Source organism: Ensifer sp. 22521 (genome assembly GCF_052044795.1).
Taxonomy (GTDB): domain Bacteria; phylum Pseudomonadota; class Alphaproteobacteria; order Rhizobiales; family Rhizobiaceae; genus Ensifer.
Genome location: NZ_JBQENM010000050.1, coordinates 1 through 20668, shown reverse-complemented (window position 1 = coordinate 20668; position 20668 = coordinate 1). Strand labels below are relative to the sequence as shown.

At 61.1% G+C, this 20668-nt stretch carries 16 protein-coding genes and 3 pseudogenes; 12 read left to right on the top strand and 7 right to left on the bottom strand.

Translation table 11 applies throughout. The features are described 5' to 3' along the window. Positions 1–966 (top strand): annotated as a pseudogene (locus tag ACTJKE_RS35610) (IS110 family transposase); the annotation flags it as partial. A 425-nt stretch (positions 967–1391) separates the two neighbouring features. Here ACTJKE_RS35610 and ACTJKE_RS35605 read toward each other — a convergent pair. Then, on the bottom strand, positions 1392–2138 hold the full coding sequence (locus tag ACTJKE_RS35605; RefSeq protein ID WP_058325941.1) for a FadR/GntR family transcriptional regulator: 747 nt from the start codon (positions 2136–2138) through the stop codon (positions 1392–1394). Between the two features lie 474 nt (positions 2139–2612). Here ACTJKE_RS35605 and ACTJKE_RS35600 point away from each other — a divergent pair, with 474 nt between their 5' ends. From ACTJKE_RS35600 to ACTJKE_RS35550, 11 genes are all read left to right on the top strand, one after another. Continuing rightward, the gene (locus tag ACTJKE_RS35600) at positions 2613–3086 is read left to right on the top strand and encodes a RidA family protein (RefSeq protein WP_058325940.1); all 474 of its coding nucleotides are present in this window, start codon (positions 2613–2615) and stop codon (positions 3084–3086) included. 24 nt (positions 3087–3110) lie between these two features. Further along, positions 3111–3866, top strand: a complete 756-nt coding sequence (locus ACTJKE_RS35595; protein ID WP_057248668.1) for an amino acid ABC transporter ATP-binding protein — start codon at positions 3111–3113, stop codon at positions 3864–3866. Positions 3867–3875: 9 nt separating this feature from the next. Further along, a complete protein-coding gene (locus ACTJKE_RS35590; protein WP_057248669.1) occupies positions 3876–4544 on the top strand; it encodes an amino acid ABC transporter permease in 669 nt (222 codons plus the stop codon). A gap of 10 nt (positions 4545–4554) precedes the next feature. Further along, positions 4555–5205 carry an amino acid ABC transporter permease gene (locus tag ACTJKE_RS35585; protein ID WP_113736933.1) on the top strand — a complete coding sequence of 217 codons (651 nt, stop codon included), beginning with the start codon at positions 4555–4557 and terminating at the stop codon, positions 5203–5205. Between the two features lie 38 nt (positions 5206–5243). Next, positions 5244–6089 (top strand): transporter substrate-binding domain-containing protein, encoded by an 846-nt coding sequence (locus tag ACTJKE_RS35580; RefSeq protein ID WP_440639620.1) that lies wholly within the window; start codon positions 5244–5246, stop codon positions 6087–6089. Between the two features lie 167 nt (positions 6090–6256). Beyond that, positions 6257–8347: a hydantoinase/oxoprolinase family protein gene (locus ACTJKE_RS35575; RefSeq protein WP_440639618.1), complete on the top strand. Its 2091-nt coding sequence runs from the start codon at positions 6257–6259 to the stop codon at positions 8345–8347. Positions 8348–8361: 14 nt separating this feature from the next. Continuing rightward, complete coding sequence (locus ACTJKE_RS35570; protein WP_112997247.1) at positions 8362–9999, top strand: hydantoinase B/oxoprolinase family protein; 1638 nt, start codon at positions 8362–8364, stop codon at positions 9997–9999. A 72-nt stretch (positions 10000–10071) separates the two neighbouring features. After that, on the top strand, positions 10072–11277 hold the full coding sequence (locus tag ACTJKE_RS35565; protein WP_058330165.1) for a pyridoxal phosphate-dependent aminotransferase: 1206 nt from the start codon (positions 10072–10074) through the stop codon (positions 11275–11277). Between the two features lie 78 nt (positions 11278–11355). After that, positions 11356–12264 (top strand): 5-dehydro-4-deoxyglucarate dehydratase, encoded by a 909-nt coding sequence (kdgD, locus tag ACTJKE_RS35560; protein WP_058330166.1) that lies wholly within the window; start codon positions 11356–11358, stop codon positions 12262–12264. A gap of 62 nt (positions 12265–12326) precedes the next feature. Beyond that, positions 12327–13760, top strand: a complete 1434-nt coding sequence (locus ACTJKE_RS35555) for an aldehyde dehydrogenase family protein (RefSeq protein ID WP_058330167.1) — start codon at positions 12327–12329, stop codon at positions 13758–13760. Positions 13761–13974: 214 nt separating this feature from the next. Further along, complete coding sequence (locus ACTJKE_RS35550; RefSeq protein WP_280938129.1) at positions 13975–14103, top strand: hypothetical protein; 129 nt, start codon at positions 13975–13977, stop codon at positions 14101–14103. Positions 14104–14659: 556 nt separating this feature from the next. On the opposite strand, the pseudogene ACTJKE_RS35545 reads toward ACTJKE_RS35550, so the two are convergent. The 6 genes and pseudogenes from ACTJKE_RS35545 to ACTJKE_RS35520 all read right to left on the bottom strand — a co-directional run. Further along, positions 14660–15088, bottom strand: a pseudogene (locus ACTJKE_RS35545) (methyl-accepting chemotaxis protein); the annotation flags it as partial. Between the two features lie 18 nt (positions 15089–15106). Further along, entirely contained in the window at positions 15107–15421 is a 315-nt protein-coding gene (locus ACTJKE_RS35540) for a hypothetical protein (RefSeq protein WP_440693811.1), read from the bottom strand. Beyond that, positions 15421–16890: a siroheme synthase CysG gene (gene cysG, locus ACTJKE_RS35535; RefSeq protein WP_440693809.1), complete on the bottom strand. Its 1470-nt coding sequence runs from the start codon at positions 16888–16890 to the stop codon at positions 15421–15423. The genes ACTJKE_RS35540 and cysG overlap by 1 nt, the downstream gene beginning before the upstream one ends. Then, positions 16862–19516, bottom strand: a complete 2655-nt coding sequence (locus tag ACTJKE_RS35530; RefSeq protein ID WP_440693807.1) for a nitrate reductase — start codon at positions 19514–19516, stop codon at positions 16862–16864. The genes cysG and ACTJKE_RS35530 overlap by 29 nt, the downstream gene beginning before the upstream one ends. 2 nt (positions 19517–19518) lie before the next feature. Next, entirely contained in the window at positions 19519–19854 is a 336-nt protein-coding gene (gene nirD / locus ACTJKE_RS35525; RefSeq protein WP_156437221.1) for a nitrite reductase small subunit NirD, read from the bottom strand. A 4-nt stretch (positions 19855–19858) separates the two neighbouring features. Beyond that, positions 19859–20668 (bottom strand): annotated as a pseudogene (locus tag ACTJKE_RS35520) (nitrite reductase large subunit); the annotation flags it as partial.

Below are 20668 nucleotides of genomic sequence, written 5' to 3'. Positions count from 1 at the left end.
GTGGTGGATGCGGATGGCCGGATCATCCGGGAAGCGAAGATCCTCAGCGAACCCGATGCGCTGATCGCCTGGTTCGGCGCGCACGGCGTGGCGATGGGGCGCATTGGACTGGAGGCCGGCCCCCTGTCGCAGTGGCTCCATGCCGGGATGGTAGCTGATCGAGACGCGCCACGTGCGTGCAGCCTTCAAGACGATGCCGGTGAAGACCGACAAGAAGGACGCCCGGGGCATTGCGCAGTTGATGCGGCTTGGCTGGTTCAGACCGGTCCACTGCAAATCTCTGGCCGCCCAGGAGGTGCGTGCACTGCTGACCGCCCGCAAGCTCATTCAGGGTAAGCTTCACGACATCGAGATGAGCATCCGGGGCATCCTGCGCGGCTTCGGCCTCAAGGTCGGGCCGACGACGCGGCGCACTTATGCGGGACGTATCCGCGCGCTGGTTGCCGGCCATTCGACCTTGGAAGCGATTGCTATGGCACTCTTGAAGGTGCGCGACGCGCTTGTGCAGGAATTTTCTGGGTTTGAGCGCAAGCTGCGCGCCATCGCCCGCCAGGATGACGACGCACTTCGATTGATGACGACGCCCGGCATTGGTGTCCTGGTGGCGCTGACGTTTGTGGCGGCCGCCGATGCGCCGAGCGCTTCCGCTCCTCCCGCGCGGTCGGGCCGCACTTCGGATTGACGCCGAGGAAATATCAATCGGGCGAGATCGATCATAGCGGTCGCATCTCGAAGATCGGCGATCGCAGCGTGCGCACCGTGCTCTACGAGGCAGCCAACGTTATCCTGACGCGACCGGTCAAAGGCTCCGATCTGAAGCGCTGGGAACTGGCGGTCGCCAGACGGGCCGGTCCCAAAAAGGCGCGCGTCGCGCTGGCCCGCAAGTTGGCGGTGGTGTTGCATTGCATGCTCAGGGACAGAACCAACTTCGTTGCTCGTAAGGGAGCGTCCGCTGTGGCGGCTTGATCGGGAGGAGACGACAAGACAGGTCTCGGACGGGCACAGCCATCAGCCCTCCACAGTAAGGTCCCTTCGCCGGGACGATGGATGGGTTAGGCCGCTATGCGATCAGCAGCACGCGGTGACTGCGCCTCTAAGATTGGTCAGCCGCTCCTCAGCAGACACCATAGAGCAGCGGCAAAGCTCCGACTGCGGACAGAAGCGAGCACTCGGCGAGGGATTGAGGGCACAAGGGATTGACGCAACGCGGGTTACAGAAGATCGCATAATGTATCGACTGGAAGGGCGTTTCGCGAGGAGGGGCGCTATTTCCTGTTGCACTCTCAATCCATCAATACCTGCATAGTGGCCAAATGCCATGTCGACGTTTTCTGCAGGTCTTACGTTGGCCGTTGGCATGTCGACAGTTCAATCTGGTCAACCGTCGCCTTCTATTCATCCCGCGCGACATTGCTCAAGGGAGAAGCGCCACCATTCGAGAAGCCCCTGTAGCGTAAGTGGCTACGGTTCAAATGCGCCCGCATCGCTTCACGGGCCTGTTCGGAATTGCCGGTGCTGATCGCTTCGCAGATCGCCCTGTGCTCCCGAACCGTGTTCTGCACATACTCTGGTGTGATGAGCTCGGGGTTCACCTGTTTCGAGAAAGCCGGTTGGGGGAGGATCTGGAGGCTCATCAGGTTAAAGAACTCTATGAAGGCGCCGTTATTCGTCGCTTCCGCGATCGATCGGTGGAACACGAAATCCAGGTGGTCGAGGGCGGCCTCGTCGTCGAGCGAGGCTTCGAACTGCCGTGCAGCATTCCAGATATTCGATTCCTGCGCCCATGAACGCCGAGTCGCAGCAAGGCCTGCGGCATGGACCTCGAATGCCATCCGCAGTTCAAGGAGGTCCATGAATGAGGTTTTCAGGCGCTGCAAGGGCGCCAGGACAAGTTCCGGATCGTAGTCGTATGGGTCTTCCGGCTTAGGTTTCTCGTGCACGAACACACCGACGCCATGACGTGCCTCGACAACTCCCTCCGACCGTAACGCGGAGACGGCCTCCCTGATGATCGTGCGGCTGACGTTAAACTGCTGCGCCAGTTCATTCAGCGATCCAAGTTTGTGGCCCTTGTCCAGTTGATTGTCGACGATATGGGCCTTCAGGGCCTGTATCGTCCGGCTTGCCAAAGTACTCAAGATTCCACCCGTCTGCTTGGTCGCACGCGTGAGCGGCGTTTGCCAACTGATAGGGATTTGTTGTGTCTTTGACAAGGTAGCATGACGCAGTGAGGTGATGCTACCTCAACGGAAATTTTCGCTCGTCAAGTGTGCGCACTCTCTGCCGAATAGTGGGGCCAGGCCATCTCATTTCTGGTTTTATTTTGGAGCTCGTTGCGAGATTTTTTTGCCGTTGGCGAGAATTCACAGTTTTATAGAACCAATGCTTAGTGGTTAACTATTTGATATTTAGCGATTAATCCTGCTGGCTTGATTTCTCAGAGCGAAGAGATAGTATCTCTAACTTTTATGTTGACATGAGATACTATTTCACTAATCTCTTCGTCAGAAAAAGCGAGCCAGCGCCACGATCCTCAAGCGAACGTGGCGAATAGCTCCGGGAACAGGAACTGCGCCCCACGGCGCGCGCACAAAATCAGGTGGAAAACCGCTATGGGTGACGTCTCCGCACGCCTCTCCGAGCTCGGCATCGTGTTGCCTTCGATTGCCTCGCCCTCAGGCAACTACATTCCGTATCGGTTTGCCGGGAACCTTCTCTTCGTTTCCGGGCAAATCCCTCGGATTGACGGCGTGGAGCATTTTGCCGGGGTCGTGGGGCAGGATGTCTCGCTTGAAGAGGGCTATCAGGCGGCGCGGCTTTGTGCCTTGAACATCCTTGCCCGTGTCAACGACGCGCTCGACGGCGATCTCGACCGGGTAGTGGCCTGCGTTCAGGTCCGTGGCTTCGTCAACGCGCAGGCGGATTTCAAAGGTCACCCCGCGATCGTCGATGGTGCGTCCGACCTTTTCGTCGAAATTCTGGGCGAAAAGGGGCGTCATGTGCGCACGGCACTGGGGGCCGGATCGCTTCCACGTGGATCGTCGGTCGAAGTGGACGCCGTGTTTGAAGTCGCAGCGAAATCCTGACGGTTACAGGAAAGGGAATTGGCCATGGGCGAGAATGAAAGCAACGAAAAAGCCATCGAGATGACGGGTGTCAACAAATGGTATGGTCCGTTGCAGGTACTTAAGGGCGTCGAACTCAACGTTGCGCGGGGCGAGCATATCGTCCTCTGTGGCCCGTCAGGGTCGGGAAAGTCCACACTCATTCGCTGCATCAATCACCTTGAGGAAGTCCAGCAGGGCAGGATCGTCGTCAATGGCACTGCGCTCAACCAGAAAGGGTCGAACGCCGATCACATTCGCCGCGACGTCGGCATGGTTTTCCAGCAGTTCAACCTCTTCCCCCATATGACCGTTCTGGAAAACTGCATGCTGGCCCAGCGCCGGGTCCGAAAGGCGTCGGCGGCGGATGCCAAGGCGAAAGCGATGCGGCATCTGGAGCGCGTGCACATTGCCGAGCAGGCGCAGAAATACCCCGCTCAGCTTTCCGGCGGCCAGCAGCAGCGCGTGGCGATCGCCCGCGCGCTCTGCATGGATCCGAAGATCATGCTGTTCGACGAACCGACCTCGGCGCTCGATCCGGAAATGGTCAAGGAAGTGCTGGACACGATGATCTCGCTTGCCGACGACGGTATCACGATGATCTGCGTGACGCATGAAATGGGATTCGCGCGTGCCGTCGCGCACCGTGTCATCTTCATGGACCGCGGCGAGATCATCGAGAGCGCCAAGCCGGACGTCTTCTTCAATAATCCGGGCCACGAACGCACCAGGGCGTTCCTCAGCCAGATCCTCAACCACTGAGGGCGGCCGATGAACTACTCCTTCGATTTCGCACCGGTTTTTGCCGCTTGGCCCATGCTTCTAGAGGGCGTGATAGGCACACTGAGAATGTCATCGCTTTCCATGGTCTTCGGCCTGAGCCTCGGCATCGTGTTCATGCTGATGCGCATGAGCAAAAGCAACGCTCTTCGGGCGATGGCGATCGGTTACATCGAGCTGATCCGCAACACGCCGATCCTCGTGCAGGTCTTCTTCGTCTTCTTCGGCATGCCGGCCATCGGTATCCGGCTGAGTGGGGAACAGGCGGCGATCCTCGCCATGACGCTTAACTGCGCGGCCTATGCCGCGGAGATCGTGCGCGGCGGGGTACAGTCGATCCGACCCGGGCAGATCGAGGCTGGCAGGGCGCTCGGCCTTCACACGGCCGACATCTATCGTTTCGTTGTGTTTCGTCCGGCTATCCGTGCGGTGTACCCGGCGCTCTGCAGCCAGTTCATCCTGATGATGTTGAACTCCAGTCTGGTGTCTTCCGTCTCGGCGGAGGAATTGACGTACTTCGCCCAGACCCTGGATTCCCAGACGTTCCGCAGCTTCGAGATCTATCTCACGCTTGGCGTCATCTATCTCGTGCTGTCCCAGTTCTTCTCTGCCGCGCTTGGCGTGATCGGCAGGGTCTATTTCTCCTATCCGACGAAGTGAGGGCCTTGCGATGATCCGTCAATTTGGCTGGGGAGAGTTCCTCTTTCTGCTCGAGGGCGCGCGCTGGACGGTGGTCCTGACGCTTCTCGCCTTCACCTTCGGCGGCGCGCTCGGGCTGGGCGTGGCGCTCGGCCGCACGAGCAAGTGGAGGCTGCTGCGTATCCTGATGGCCACCTACATTCAGATCTTTCAGGGCACCCCGCTGCTGGTCCAGCTGTTCTTCGTCTATTTCGGCCTGCCGCTTCTGGGTCTTAAGGTGGATGTCTGGGTGGCGCTGACGATCGGGCTTTCGCTGCATACCAGCGCGTTCCTCGGCGAGATCTGGCGTGGCAGCATCCAGGCGGTTCCCGATGGCCAGAGCGAGGCCGCCCGCGCTCTCGGGATCGGCTATGTGCACCGGATGGTGGACGTCGTCCTGCCGCAGGCGTTCCGCATCGGCCTGCCTGCGACAATCAGCTTCCTTGTGAACCTCATCAAGGGTACCGCGCTTGCTGCTCTGCTCGGACTGACGGAGCTCACCCGGTCCGGCCAGCTGATGGCGAACATCACGTTCGAACCGCTGCAGGTCTATGGCGCAGTCGCCCTCGTCTACTTCTTCATATGCCTTCCGCTGACCTTCAGCAGCGCTCGGATCGAACGGCGGCTCAATGCCGATCGGTAAAATAAGAACGCATGACAAAACCAACCAGAGGTGACCACATGTTCAAGACAGCATTGCCCCTTTCGCGTTCGAACGTTCCCGGCGTGTTTGCCGCCGCGCTTTTGGCCACGACCTTGTTCGCGACGACGGCGCTGGCCATAACACCGGAGGAACTTAAGGCCAAGGGCACGGCGACCATCGGCGTGCAGATGGACCAGTTCCCCTGGGGTTTCATCGACCAGAATGGCCAGAATGACGGCTTCGACATCGAAATCGCCAAGCTGATCGCCAAGGAACTTGGTGTAGAGGTCAAGTTCGAGCGCATCACCGGGCAGAATCGCATTCCGCTGCTGGTCAACGGCAATGTCGACTTCCTCGTGCCATCGATGACGATCACCGAGGAGCGCGCCAAGGTCATCCAGTACGTCATCCCCTACTCGTCGAACGATATCACGGTCTGGGCAAAGAAGGATGCGGCGATCAAGGGCAACGACGACCTTGGCAAATACGTCATCGGCGTGAACCGTGGTAGCGTGTTCGAGCCGATCCTCGTCAAGGCTGCACCGCCAACGACCGAGATCAAACGCTTTGACGACGATGCGACGACCGTGCAGGCCCTCCTGTCCGGCCAGGTCGACGCCATCCTTGGCAGCGTGACCTACGGTCTGGTCATCAAGGAGACGGGACACGAAGCGGAGTTCGAGCGCAAGTACAGGGTGGCCGATAATTTTCAGGGCATGGCCGTTCGCAAGGGCGACCAGGAAATGCTCAACTTCCTCACCGATTTTGTGACCAGTCACACGGCTGATGGCTCGCTCGACGCACTTTACAAGAAATGGATCGGCGTCGATCGCGCAAAACTTCCGACAACGCTGCCGGGCGTAGACTTCACCGGCAAGCAATAACGCGCCTGCCCTGCGCAACCGCTGCGCAGGGCACCCCGAAACATCAACAATCGAAGAGCTTTAGCCTCCGCCTGCAAGTGCGGGCGGGGAATGCCCACCGCATGTCGAAAGCAAGCCCTTGGGCGCGGTGTGGAAGAGAAATTCGTTCACGGAGCAAAGTCAAGAAAATGGCGAAAGATGGTATGCAGATCAGGGTCGGTGTCGACATCGGCGGCACCTTCACCGACGTTGCGATGGAGGTAGGCACCACGCTCCATTCGATCAAAGTGCTGACCGATTATTCCTATCCGGAAAACGCGATCGTCAGGGGCATCCGGCAGGTCGCCGAGTTGGCAGGCGTCGCACTGTCAGAGATCGACACCGTCATCCATGGCACGACGCTCGCGACGAACGCGCTGATCGAGCGGCGCGGCGCGCGCACTGCCTTCATCACCACCAAGGGCTTTCGCGATGTCATCGAGATGCGGACCGAAAGCCGCTTCGAACAGTATGATCTCAATATTGTGCTGCCTGCGCCGCTTGTGCCCCGCAACGAACGCTTCGTCATCGACGAGCGGATCGGCGCCGACGGTGGTATCCTGAAGCCGCTCGATCTTGCCGAGGTCGGCGCCCTCTGCGACCGTATTATCGCCGCAGGCTATGAAAGCGTCGCAATCGGTTTCATCCATTCATACCTGAATGGCGCGCATGAAAAGGCGGTGCGCGACCGATTGCTGGCGAGGAAGCCGGATCTGTCCGTTTCGATTTCCTCCGAGGTCTCGCCGCAGATGCGCGAGTTCCAGCGCTTTAACACGGTCTGCGCCAACGCGTTCGTCAAGCCGCTGATGGCGTCTTATCTCAATCGTCTCGTCGGCAGGCTGGCGGAAGAGGGCATGCGCAGCCCGGTCTTCATGATCCATTCGGGCGGCGGTATCATCAGCGTCGAGAGCGCTATCGAGTTTCCGGTTCGCCTCCTCGAATCCGGTCCGGCGGGCGGCGCGATCTTCGCCGCGCATATTGCCAGCAGTTACGGGCTCGATCAGGTCCTCTCCTACGATATGGGCGGCACGACCGCAAAAATCTGCCTGATAGAGAACCAGACGCCGAAGACCTCGAAAACCTTTGAGGTGGCCCGCACCTGGCGTTTCAAGAAGGGCAGCGGCATGCCGATCTCCATCCCGGTTATCGAGATGGTAGAGATCGGCGCCGGCGGCGGATCGATCGCCACCGTCGACAGTATGCGTCAGATCCGTGTCGGGCCGCACAGTGCCGGTTCCGAACCGGGGCCGGCCTGCTATGGCCGTGGCGGGGAAAGCCCGACGGTAACTGACGCCGACCTGATCCTCGGCCGCCTCGATGCCGACGAGTTTGCAGGCGGGGCGATGAAGCTTAATGCGCCCGCCTCCGATCGGGCGATGCATGCCGACATCGCGTCGAAACTCGACACCGACATTGCCACTGCGGCCTACGGCCTCAGCGAGGTCGTGGACGAGAACATGAGCAACGCCGCCCGCATGCATGCAGTCGAAAATGGCAAGGAGCTTTCAGAGTTCACCATGATCGCCTTCGGTGGCGCCGCGCCCATCCACGCCGCCCGCCTTTGCGAGAAGCTCGGCATGGCGAATCTACTGATCCCGCCGGGAGCCGGCGTCGGCTCGGCCATCGGGTTCCTGCGCGCGCCCTTCGGCTTCGAGTCGGTTCGCAGCGCCTATAGCCGCCTCAGCCGTTTCGACGCAGATGCGATCAACCGGACGATTTCGGAACTCGTCGCGGAAGCGACGTCCTTCGTGCGCTCCGGCGCACCGGATGCCGATCCTAATCTCGAGTGTACCGCATACATGCGCTATGTCGGCCAGGGCTGGGAAGTTCCCATCACGATCGATGTGCGTGACTATGCCGATGTCGATGGTGCCCTATTCCGCGCTCTCTTCGACGCGCAGTACGAGCATTTCTTCGGCCGAGTGATTGACGGCCTCGATGTCGAGATCGTCAGTTGGTCGCTGAGAGCGACATCGAAAGTCACGCCGCCGGCCAGGATCAGCACGGTCGGAAAGGCTGGCGACGCTACGGTGCGCGGCACCCGCGAGATTTTCGACGTCCAGGAAGGCCGCTTCCAGCAGGCCTCGGTCGTCTCCCGCCACGACATGAAGCCGGGCGACTGGGTCGCAGGTCCGGCGGTCATCACCGAACGCGAAACCTCGACCATCATCACGGCGAGCCGCGAGGTCGTCATGCAGGCCGATGGCTGCCTGCTCGTGCGCGCCAAGCAAGCCGCCTGACCGGAGGACAATCCATGAAAACCAATGCACTTTCCGACGTCCACATGCAGATCATGTGGAACCGGCTGATCTCCGTGGTCGAGGAGCAGGCCGTAACGCTGATCCGAACCGCCTTCAGCACCAGCGTACGAGAATCCGGCGACCTGTCCGCCGGCGTGTTCAACCGTGGCGGTAAGATGATCGCCCAGGCGGTGACCGGCACGCCCGGCCACGTCAACGCCATGGCGGAAGCCGTCGGCCATTTCATCCGCGACATCGGTCCGGAGAACATCTTCGAAGGTGACGTCTACATTACCAATGATCCCTGGAAGGGCACCGGCCACCTGCACGACTTTACCGTCGTCTCGCCGAGCTTTCGCAACGGTTCTTTGGTCGGCTACTTCGCCTGCACCGCGCATGTGGTGGATGTTGGCGGCCGTGGCTTCGGCCCGGATGCAAACGAGGTTTACGAGGAAGGCATCTTCGTCCCGATCATGAAATTTGCGGAGCGTGGCAAGGTCAACAAGGATCTCGTGAACATTCTCCGCAACAACGTGCGCGAAAGCCATCAGGTGGTCGGCGACGTCTACTCGCTCGCGGCCTGCAACGAGATCGGCCATCGCCGCCTGATGGACATGATGGACGAGTTCGATCTTGCGGATCTGGAAACGCTGGCCGACTTCATCTTCAATCGCAGCTACGATGCGACGCTGGAGCGGATCGCGGCCCTGCCGAAGGGCTCCTATTCCAATGTAATGCGCGTCGATGGCTATGGCTCGCCGATCGATATCGCCGTTCGCCTTGATGTGGCCGACGACCATATCCTAGCCGATTTCGACGGCACGTCGCCGCCGAGCCCGAAGGGTATCAACTGCCCGTTCATCTATTCCGCAGCCTATGCCTGCTATGGTCTGAAGTGCTCGATCGCGCCAGAGATTCCGAACAATCACGCATCCCTGCTGCCGTTCCGCGTCATAGCGCCGGAGAACTGCATCCTCAACGCGCAGCATCCGGCGCCTGTATCTGTGCGTCACGTCCTCGGCCATCTCGTTCCCGATGCCGTCCTCGGCGCCGTGCACAAGATACTGCCGGGCCGCGTGCCGGCGGAAGGGGCGGGCGCGCTCTGGAACCTGCATGTCAGCGTACGCCCGCTGCAGGGCGAGAAGGCCCCGGCCGACGGCGGTCAGCGCGCCGAAGTGCTGCTGTTCAACAGCGGCGGCGCCGGTGCGCGTTCGACGCTTGACGGCCTGAGCGCGACGGCATTCCCGAGCGGCGTGCACTCAATGTCGATCGAGGCGACGGAGCATGTCGGCCCGGTCATCTTCTGGCGCAAGGAACTGCGCGACGGATCGGGCGGCGCCGGCCAGTTCCGCGGCGGCCTTGGCCAGGTCGTGGAAATCTCGCCGACCGAAGGTCACGAGATTCATTTCAACGCCATGTTCGACCGCGTCGAGCATCCGGCGCGCGGCCGTGAGGGCGGCGAGAACGGTGCCCCCGGAGCCGTGCTGCTCGATGACGGCACACGCCTTACGTCGAAGGGACGGCAGCATGTGCCGGCGGGGCGCCGGCTCATCCTCGAGCTTCCCGGCGGTGGCGGCTATGGTCCGGCCGATAAGCGCGATCCGGCTGCCGCCAAGCGTGACAGTGCTTTCGATTACGTCGTCGCCAGATAGTCCTCCCGGGGACCGGGCGAGGCGAAAGCGTCGTCCGGTCCCAAATGCCAGATCAATTCAAGGAAGCCGGAGATGAAGTTCGAAAACAAGCGCGCTGGGGGCATCAAGTCGTCCCCCAGCATGGCGATCGCCATGGCCGCCAAGAAACTGGCTGCCGAAGGCCGCGACATCATCGATCTGTCGCTCGGCGAGCCGGATTTCGAGCCGCCAGCCCACGTCGCCGACGCAGCCTGCGAAGCCATTCGCAAGGGCAGGGTGCGCTATGGCGTGCCGGCGGGTATGGAAAGCCTGCGCGCGGCAATCGTCAGCAAGTTCAAAACGGAAAACAGGCTGGATTATGCCATCGACGAGGTGATGGTCGCAAATGGCGCAAAGCAGATCCTGTTTGACGCGTTCCTCGCGACGCTGGAAACCGGTGACGAGGTCATCATCCCCACGCCCTGCTGGGTATCCTACGGCGATATCGTGTCCCTCCATGGCGGCGAGCCGGTCTATGTCAATTGCGGGCGTGACGCCGGCTTCAAGATCACCGCCGAGAGGCTGGAGGCGTCGATCACGCCGAAGACGCGCTGGCTGATGCTGAATTCGCCGTCCAATCCGACGGGCGCAATCTATTCCGCCGATGAATATCGCGCGCTTGCGGAGGTGCTCGCCCTCCATCCGCAGATCCTGGTGCTCTCGGACGAGATCTACGAGCACATTTTGTTGAAGGACGTACCCTTCGCATCCTTTGTGTCGGCCTGCCCCGAACTGCGTGACAGGACGCTGATCGTCAACGGTGTCTCAAAGGCCTATGCGATGACCGGCTGGCGTGTGGGCTATGCCGCCGGTCCGAAAACCCTGATTGCCGCGCTCAACAAGATGCAGTCGCAGAGCGTGACATCCGTCTCGACGGTGGCGCAGGTGGCGGCTCTCGCCGCGCTGACAGGTGACCAGGCTTTCGTCGCGAAAGCGGCGGAAACCTTCGCCGGCAGGGCGAAGATCGTTTCGCAGCGTCTTGCGCAGATCGACAAGCTCGATTTCACCCCGCCGGATGGCGCCTTCTATGCCTTCATCGGCGTTACAAAGCTGCTCGGCCGGACGGCGGCGGAAGGAGCGGTGATCGCCGACGACATGGCCTTTGCCTCCCATCTGCTTCAACAGTTCGGCCTGTCGAGCGTACCCGGCGCCGCGTTCGGCGCGGCCGGTTTCATCCGCCTGTCAATTGCGGCATCCGACCGCGAGCTGGAGGGTGCCTGCGACCGCCTTGCCGCGATGGTGCGGTCGCTCGCGGCCTGAGGAAGCGTCCCCCAGCCAACCAGATCAACCAGGGACATCGGCATTCCCCGATGCTTCCTTCAAAGGAGGGTCACACCCATGAAAACTGAAGAATTGAAACATGCGCTTGGCGCCGGTCTGCTTTCATTCCCGGTGACGCATTTCGATGCGGAGGGCAATTTCAACGCCAAAAGCTATGCCGAACACGTCAACTGGCTTTCCGGCTTCGAGGCGGCCACGCTTTTTGCCGCTGGTGGTACGGGGGAGTTCTTTTCGCTGGCGCCGGAGGAAATTCCGCAGATCGTCCGCGTCGCCAAGGAAGCCGCCGGCAAGACGCCGATCGTCTCGGGTTGCGGCTACGGCACCAATATCGCCGTCTCGATCGCCAAGTCCGTCGAAAAGGCCGGCGCAGACGGCATCCTGCTCCTGCCGCACTACCTCATCGATGCGCCGCAGGAAGGGCTCTACCGGCATATCAAGGCCGTGTGCCGGGCCACGGGTATAGGCGTGATGGTCTATAATCGCGACAATTCCGTTCTGCAGGCCGATACGCTGGCGCGCCTTTGCGACGATTGCCCGAACCTCGTCGGCTTCAAGGATGGCACCGGCGACATCGGCCTCGTGCGGCAGATCACCGCCAAGTTGGGGGACCGCTTGACCTATCTTGGCGGCATGCCGACGGCCGAACTCTTCGCTGAGGCCTATCTTGGTGCAGGCTTTACCACCTATTCTTCGGCCGTCTTCAACTTCGTGCCCGGCCTCGCCATGGATTTTTACAAGGCGTTGCGCGCGGGCGAACGCGCCAGGTGCGAGAAAATCCTGATCGATTTCTTCTATCCGTTCATGGCGATCCGTAACCGTGCGAAGGGCTATGCCGTCTCGGCCATCAAGGCCGGGGTGCGGCTCCAGGGCTTCGATGCTGGTCCGGTTCGCTCGCCACTCCATGACCTGACACCAGAGGAAATGGCTATGATGGAAACCCTTATCGGAAAACATAAGCGTCAGTGAGAAAAGTGGGCCGCTTTCGCGCGGAGGCGGCCCTCGTCGCAGAATGAAGAAGGGGAAAGCCCATGACCATCCACCAGAACCTGATTGCCGGCGAATGGGTCGGCGGTGACGGGGTTGCCAACATCAACCCTTCGAACACCAATGACGTGGTGGGCGAGTATGCGCGCGCCTCTGCCGAGGATGCGAGAGCGGCGATCGCCGCTGCAAGGGAAGCGTTTCCGGCCTGGTCGCGCTCCGGCATCCTCGAACGCCACGCGATCCTGCGGAAGGCGGCCGACGAGATCCTCGCCCGCAAGGACGAGCTCGGAAGGCTGCTGTCGCGCGAGGAAGGCAAGACGCTCGCCGAGGGCATCGGCGAGACGGTGCGAGCCGGCCAGATCTTTGACTTCTTCGCCGGCGAGTGCCTGCGACTGGCGGGCGAAGTTCTTCCGTCGGCGCGACCGAACATCGGCGTCGAGATCACTCGCGAGCCGGTCGGCGTCGTCGGCATCATCACGCCCTGGAATTTCCCGATCGCCATCCCCGCCTGGAAGATCGCGCCGGCGCTCTGCTATGGCAACACCGTCGTCTTCAAGCCGGCCGAGCTGGTGCCCGGCAGCTCCTGGGCCATCGTCGACATCCTCCATCGCGCCGGCCTGCCGAAGGGTGTGTTGAACCTCGTCATGGGCAAGGGCTCGGTCGTCGGTCAGACGATGCTCGACAGCCCGGATATCCACGCCATCACCTTCACCGGCTCGACCGGCACGGGAAAACGCGTGGCAATGGCCTCCGTCGAGCACAATCGCAAGTACCAGCTGGAGATGGGCGGCAAGAACCCCTTCGTCGTGCTCGACGATGCCGATTTGTCGGTGGCGGTCGAGGCGGCGGTCAACTCCGCCTTCTTCTCCACCGGCCAGCGCTGCACGGCGTCGTCGCGCATCATCGTCACCGAGGGCATCCACGATCGCTTCGTGGAGGCGATGGGCGAACGGATGAAGGGGCTCACGATCGACGACGCGCTGAAGGCCGGCACCCATATCGGCCCGGTGGTCGATCATAGCCAGCTCAACCAGGACACCGACTACATCGCCATCGGCAAACAGGAGGGCGCCAAACTCGCCTTCGGCGGCGACCTCCTGAAGCGCGACACGCCCGGCTTCTACCTGCAGCCAGCGCTGTTCACCGAGGCGACCAATCAGATGCGGATTTCGCGGGAAGAAATCTTCGGGCCGGTCGCTTCGGTGATCCGCGTCCGGGATTACGACGAGGCGCTCACTGTGGCCAACGACACGCCGTTCGGCCTGTCGTCCGGCATCGCCACCACCAGCCTGAAACATGCGACCCATTTCAAGCGCAATGCCGAGGCCGGCATGGTCATGGTCAACCTGCCGACCGCCGGCGTCGATTTCCACGTGCCGTTCGGCGGCCGCAAGGGCTCGTCCCACGGTTCGCGCGAGCAGGGCCGCTACGCCGCCGAATTCTACACAACCGTCAAGACGGCCTACACGCTGGCTTAAGTGACTGGTTGTTGCTGTCCGGGTTCGTTGATTGAAGAAATGCTGTCATGAACCAAATTCGGCGTCTTGCGTGAACGCTGGACGTGGGCGCGTTCTCGTTATGTGCTTCCAAAATCGCATAATGTATCGGGCCTTTATCAACCAAAGACAGCAAGAAGCTTGATGCTCAAGGGCTACCGTGCGATTCTTCGGGCATGATCCGAAGGAGATGAGAATGTCGGAATCGATGCTTGCAGCGCTTACCAACATTCGGACCGCGGAAGATATGATCGTAGGCCGTCAACTGCGCAGAAGTCCGGATGGTGGCATCATCGTCAAATCAGCAGTCGCTGTCTTTGGTTGATAAGGGCCATGTATCGACTGGTACTTGACCGGCTTAGCCGCTCTCGTTGGCATCCAGACGCCGCTAATGGCCGCCACCCCGATGTAGCTGCGAAACGTTGGCAATGGCCCAAGACCCGAGATCGGACTCGGATCGAGGGCCCGTCGCTCGCAGCGGCAAAATTCTGACGTGTTAGAGCTTGAAACCGGCGACGGTCCAGCCGTAGATGGCGCCGTCTGTGAAGTCGAACGCTCAGATGGAGGGCCCTGGATTCTACCCGTTTCGGATCTTTCTTTCTTCGCTCAAAGGCTTCAATTCCCGATGAGGGGCTTTAGTCGCCTACCCACGACGCATGCCGCTCAATGGATTTAAACTTCTGACGTCGCTCGCTGTGAACGCGATCAAAATCGCGACGAAGCTCTTGGGAGGCTGCTGTCCCATTGATGGGATCGTATGCTGGCCCAACTTCATCCCCAACGCCTGTGCAAGTCCGATGTCACGCTCACGGCGATCGGTCGGTCAGTGCGCGAAGGCTGGTGCGGGTGCCAGGATTTCGATGAAACATGGATTGCCAGCCTCACAGCGCCTGCCGGTCTTCAACGATCGCCGCGCTCCCTCTGGTTCGCCCAACTAAGCGCATGGTGACCGGGGGATTCGACGTGGCAGCGGTTTGCATTTGAGAAGCCAGCCCGAGTTCAAAGCCCGATAACAACTGCGAAAGCTTCGCGCTTTCTTGTGCGAGGCCAGCCCCGGCAGCATTCATTTCCTCGACCATCGCCGCGTTCTGCTGAGTTGCCTGGTCCATGTGATTGACCGCCGAACTCACCTGCGACAGACCAGCCGACTGTTCCTGCGCGGCGGAAGCGATCGCGTCCATATGTGAAGCAACCGAGCCGACCAATTGCATAATTGCGCCAAGCCCATCACCAGTGTCACCCACCAGTCTCACACCATCGCTGACTGCCGCAGCGGAGTTGGCGATCAGTGTCTTGATTTCCTGTGAGCTCGCCTTGCAGGGATCAACTCACATTTGGACGGGAGAGAACGGCAGATAAGCAGCAAGGCTGATTGCTGATAGTGCGACGGTTATCGCAGCGGGTTGCTTCTTAACAGTTGAGCTGGCAAGGACCCCGGCCAGCACGATCAGAAATCCAAACCATGGTGTGTTGCCTGCGAAGGCCAGCCCGAAGGCCGACAAGCTGATCGCGGTTGCGGCGGTCGTAAGCGGCGCGGCAGCCAGCGAAGCGCTCGACGCTAAGCTAAAAATGCACGTGAAGCGGTTCCAGCTGAGGCTGATTGCAAGAACCAGTAATGCCGGCGAAATCACTTCCAGTTCCATCAGTGAAACCCTACCGCCTGGACCGGAACCTGGGTGACGTTGCCGACGTCTACGGCCTCATTTCCACAGGCTGCCAAAGCCCCACCCACTGCGATCAGAACGGGACTGTCGTAGCCGATCTTCTCCATGCCGCTCGCAAGGTTCGCGAGATTGCCATGCCAGTTGCGCTGAGTAGCGCGACTGACGTCGCTGACCACGATTACTCTGGTCGAAGGCTGCAGGCCCTCGCTGATCAGCCGCTCGGAAATGAGCGGTGCTGTCCTGCCGCCCATGTAGAACACGGTTGTCGTACGGGGGTCGGCGACGGTCGCCCAGTCGATGTCGGCCGGTAATCCGCCATGACGGGAATGGCCGGTGATGAAGCGTACCGATTGGGCATGGTCGCGGTGGGTGAGCGATATGCCGAGGCACGCGGCCATGGCGCTTGCAGCCGTGATCCCGGGGATAACGTCGACGGGAATGTTCTCTCGATTGAGATGGGCGATCTCTTCGCCGGCGCGCCCGAAGATCATCGGGTCGCCGGACTTGAGACGGACGACGCGCTTGCCAGCCTTGGCGAAGGCCAACATCGTTGCGTTGATGTCTTCCTGCTTGCAGCTTTCGCGGCCGCCCCGTTTCCCGACCAGCATGCGTTTCGCCTCGCGGCGCGCAAGCTCAAGCACCTCGCCGGAAACAAGATCATCAAACAGGATCACGTCGGCCGCCTGGAGCGCACGCACGGCTTTTAGCGTCAGCAACTCGGCGTCGCCTGGACCAGCGCCGACAAGTGTGACCCGGCCTGTACTGCCCGCATTGCTGCGGATTCGATCTGCATCTGCGATGAGGCCACGCATTGTATCCGCATCCGGCTCGCCAGTCCCGAAGGCACGATCAACGAAACGTTCCCAGAAGTTCCGGCGTTGAACCGACGCGAGGGTGTCCGTCACATAGGCGCGGACGGTCTGCGCCAGCTCAGCCCAGGACTTGAGGGACTGCGGCAGGAGCGTTTCAATCCGCCGGCGGATCGCCTGGCCGAGGATTGGAGCGGCGCCATCGGTCGAGATGCCAATCACCACGGGCGAACGGTTGACAATCGAGCCGAACTTGAACTGGCAGAATGCCGGCTTGTCGATGACGTTGACAGGAATTCCGGCGGCTGACGCGCGATCGTGAAAGCCGCGCGCTTCCTCTTCAGTCTCGCAGTCGCCGACAGCCAAAGCAAAGCTCTTGAAGTATGCCGTCTGCCAGGGTGCATCGTGGTAGACAAATTGATCAAGCTTTTCCTGGAAGACGTCGGAAAGCTCGCTGGTTGGGCAGAAGACATGGACCTCTGCGCCGGCTGCCGCCAGGAGTTCAGCTTTCCACGCTGCTCCATCGCTGCCGCCGGCGACCAGCACGGATTTTCCCTTGAGATCAAAGAACACCGGTAGCGACGCGAGCGTAGCGATACGCTCCTGTCGATCACTCTGCAGCTTGACGGAGGCAACCATCGATAATCCCTTTGATTTCGACGCGGCAGGAGCCGCAATTGGTTCCGGCATTGAGTTGCTTGCCGACCGCTTCGACCGTATGACAGCCTCCCGCGACGGCGCCCACGATCTGATTGATCCCAACAGAGAAGCAGGAGCAAACGGTTGCACCGGGGTCCATCTGATTGGCGCCCGGCCGACCGGCAAGAACCGCGACACGCGCCCGCATCGTCTCAAGTCGCAGACCGAGTTGCTTTACGGCCCAGTCGCGCGACACGCCGACAGGTTCCGGTGCGGCATAAAAGGCGAGCAGCAACTGTTCTCCGTCAAAGAAGCCGTGGCGTTGCTGTTGCGTCGGGTTGTCTGCATAGGCGAGATGCTCGCCGCGACCCCACAGACCAAAGTTGTCGCGGCACCACGTTTCGATATCGTCGAGCGGCTTGTCGAAGCCAAATTCCACGCGCCAGCCGGCTTCCGCCTTGGCAATTGCCCAATAGGGCGCATCCAGGCGCTCGGGGCGCGAGGCGACAACCGCAAAACCGTAGTATGTGATGTCGGCGCGGCTGACCCGGACCCCGACATTTTTCAGCGCAGGCTGCCCGGAAACGGGATCCGTGCGTGGCGCGAGCAAAGCATCCACGCGCGCGTTAGCCGCATATTCGTCATTCCAATGCATCGGCACGAAAAGGCTGCCGCGCGGTTGCCGCTCCGTGACCAGCGCGCGGAGCACGACGGAACCGAAGACGTTCTCCAGCTTCACCAATCCAGCCTTGTGGATCAGGAGTTCGGCGGCATCGGCCGGGTTGATTTCGACGAATGGTTCGGCGAGATGCGAGGAGAGCCTCGCTGCCTTACCGGTGCGGGTCATGGTGTGCCACTGATCGCGGATGCGCCCGGTATTGAGAACGAAGGGCATGTCCTTGCTGGTACGCTCTTCGCGCTCGGACCTTACGGCAATGAATCTCGCCTTGCGGTCGGGCGTGTAGAACTGACCACCGGCGAAGAAGCGCGTGGAGCCCTCGGGCGTGCCCTCGCGATGGGGCCATTGGAATGGTGTCATAGCCTCGAAGGCATCGGGTGAGATCTGGGCTTTCCCGCCGATATCAAAGTCGCGGGAACCGTTATTTTCGAACCCTGAAAGAGCAGCGTGCTCGACAAAAATTTCAGCCGGCCTCTCATAGTCGAAACCCTTAAAGCCCATCCGCTTGGCAACCTCAGCCAAATGCCACCAGTCCGGTCTTGTTTCGGCCGGCAGGTCGAGGAAATTGCGCTGGCGGGATATTCGCCGCTCGGAGTTGGTGACGGTTCCGTCCTTCTCGCCCCAGCCGGCTGCAGGCAGCAACACGTGGGCGAGGGCGGCAGTATCAGTGTTCTTTTGGATATCGGAAACAACCACGAAGGGGCAGTTGCGGATGGCTTCTCGCACCCGGTCGGCATCCGGCATTGAGACAACCGGATTGGTGGCCATGATCCAGAGAGCCTTGATGCGCCCATCGGCAACGGCCTCGAACATCTCGACAGCCTTGAGACCGGGTCTCGCTGCGATCGTCGGCGATTTCCAAAAGCGCTGCACGCGATCGCGCGCGGCCTCGTCTTCTATATTCATATGGGCTGCGAGCATGTTGGCGAGACCGCCCACCTCGCGGCCACCCATCGCATTGGGCTGACCGGTCAGCGAGAAGGGGCCCATTCCGGGTCGGCCGATGCGCCCGGTTGCCAGATGACAGTTGATGATCGCATTGACCTTGTCGCTGCCGATCGAAGACTGGTTGACGCCCTGGCTGTAGCAGGTGACGATCTTATCCGTCGTTTCAAACAGGCGGTAAAATGCCAGCAGTTCGGCGATCGGTAGGCCTGTTTCCCCCGAGATATCCGAGAGGCTCCTGGTTTGCGCAGCCTCAAGCGCCTCCTGGAAGCCAATCGTGTGGGCCGATACATAGTCTTGATCGAACGCCGACGATCCGGCGAGATGGGCAAGCAACCCGTTGAAGAGGGCAACGTCGCCGTCGCTCTTGATCATCAGGTGCATGTCCGCGAGATCGGCACTGACGGAGCGGCGAGGATCGATGGTGACGATCTTCAGGTCCGGTCGGCTTTGTCTTGCCGCCTGAATGCGCTGGTTGAGGACGGGATGGCACCAGGCGAGGTTCGAACCAACAAGGACGATCAGATCAGCGAGTTCAAGATCCTCGTAGCAGCCGGGGACGGTGTCCGAGCCAAAAGCTCGACGATGGCCGGCGACGGAGGAGGCCATGCAGAGCCGGGAATTGGTGTCGATGTTGCCCGAGCCGATGAAGCCCTTCATCAGCTTGTTGGCGACATAATAGTCCTCGGTCAGGCATTGGCCCGAGACATAGAAGGCGACTGCGTCCGGCCCGTGTTCGGCGATGGCTTCACCGAACTTCGAGGCCACAAGATCAAGGGCCTCATCCCACCTTACGCTCTTTCCATGGATCTCCGGGTGGAGCGCCCTTCCATCCGTGGAAAGCGTCTCGGCCAGCGCCGAGCCCTTGGAGCAGAGCCGGCCGAAATTGGCGGGATGATCTGGGTCGCCCTTGACGCTAACCGCGCCGGTGTCGTCGGTTCTGGCAATCACGCCGCAGCCGACGCCGCAATAAGGACAGGTGGTCTTGACCTCCCGCTCCATCACTATTGCGCCGCCATCATGAGGCTTTCGAGTGCGATGAAGAGGGCACCACCATCGTTGCGAAGCTCGATCGTCTTCACCGCCCCCTCGTCCGCGCCGAGTGCCTTGCCGGTTTCGAGCGAGATCACCCAATTGTGCAAGGGGCAGGTTACGGCCGTGCCGTGGACGATGCCTTGCGACAGCGGCCCGCCCTTGTGCGGGCAATGGTCCTCGATGGCGAAGACCTCGTTTTCCGCGGTCCGGAATACGGCAATCTTGCCTTGAGGGGTTTTGACGCAGCGCGCGCCCCTCAGCGGAATGTCGGAGATGTTGCCGATCGGATGCCAGTTCATGTCCATCACCTCACTCCGCAGCTTGGGAAAAACCGACCGATGCCATCGGCCTGAATTCATGTTTGTCCTTGCCGGAGACGCGCTCCGACCAGGGATCGACCTGGGCAAATTTCTGGCTGAAGACGAAGCGGTCGAAATAAGTCTTGCGCTTGTCGGCATCGCCCATGATCTGGCGGCGGATCTCGTCGAGGCCGACGCGTTTGGCCCATTTGTAGATACGCTCGAGGTAGCGGGCCTGTTCGCGATACATCTGCGTCAGCGCCACGATATGCTCCAGCGCCTCGTCCTCGGTCTTCACCAACCCCAGAACTTCCGTGCCCTTGATGTCGAGGCCGGCTGCACCGGCGAAATGGATCTCGAAACCACTGTCGACGCAGATGACGCCGATATCCTTGCAGGTGGCTTCGGCACAATTTCGCGGACAGCCGGAGACCGCCATCTTCAGCTTGGCCGGCGTCCACGAGCCCCACATGAACTTTTCGATGCGGATGCCGAGCCCCGTCGAATCCTGGGTACCGAAGCGGCACCAGTCGGAGCCGACGCAGGTCTTCACCGTGCGCAGCCCCTTGGCATAGGCCTGGCCGGAGACGAAGCCGGCCTTGCCGAGATCCGCCCAGACCGCCGGCAGGTCTTCCTTCTCGATGCCGAGCAGGTCGATGCGCTGGCCTCCCGTCACCTTGACCAGGGGGATATCGAACTTGTCGACCACGTCGGCGATCGCCCGCAATTCCCCGGAATTGGTGACGCCGCCCCACATGCGCGGCACCACCGAATAGGTGCCGTCCTTCTGGATATTGGCGTGGACGCGCTCGTTGATGAA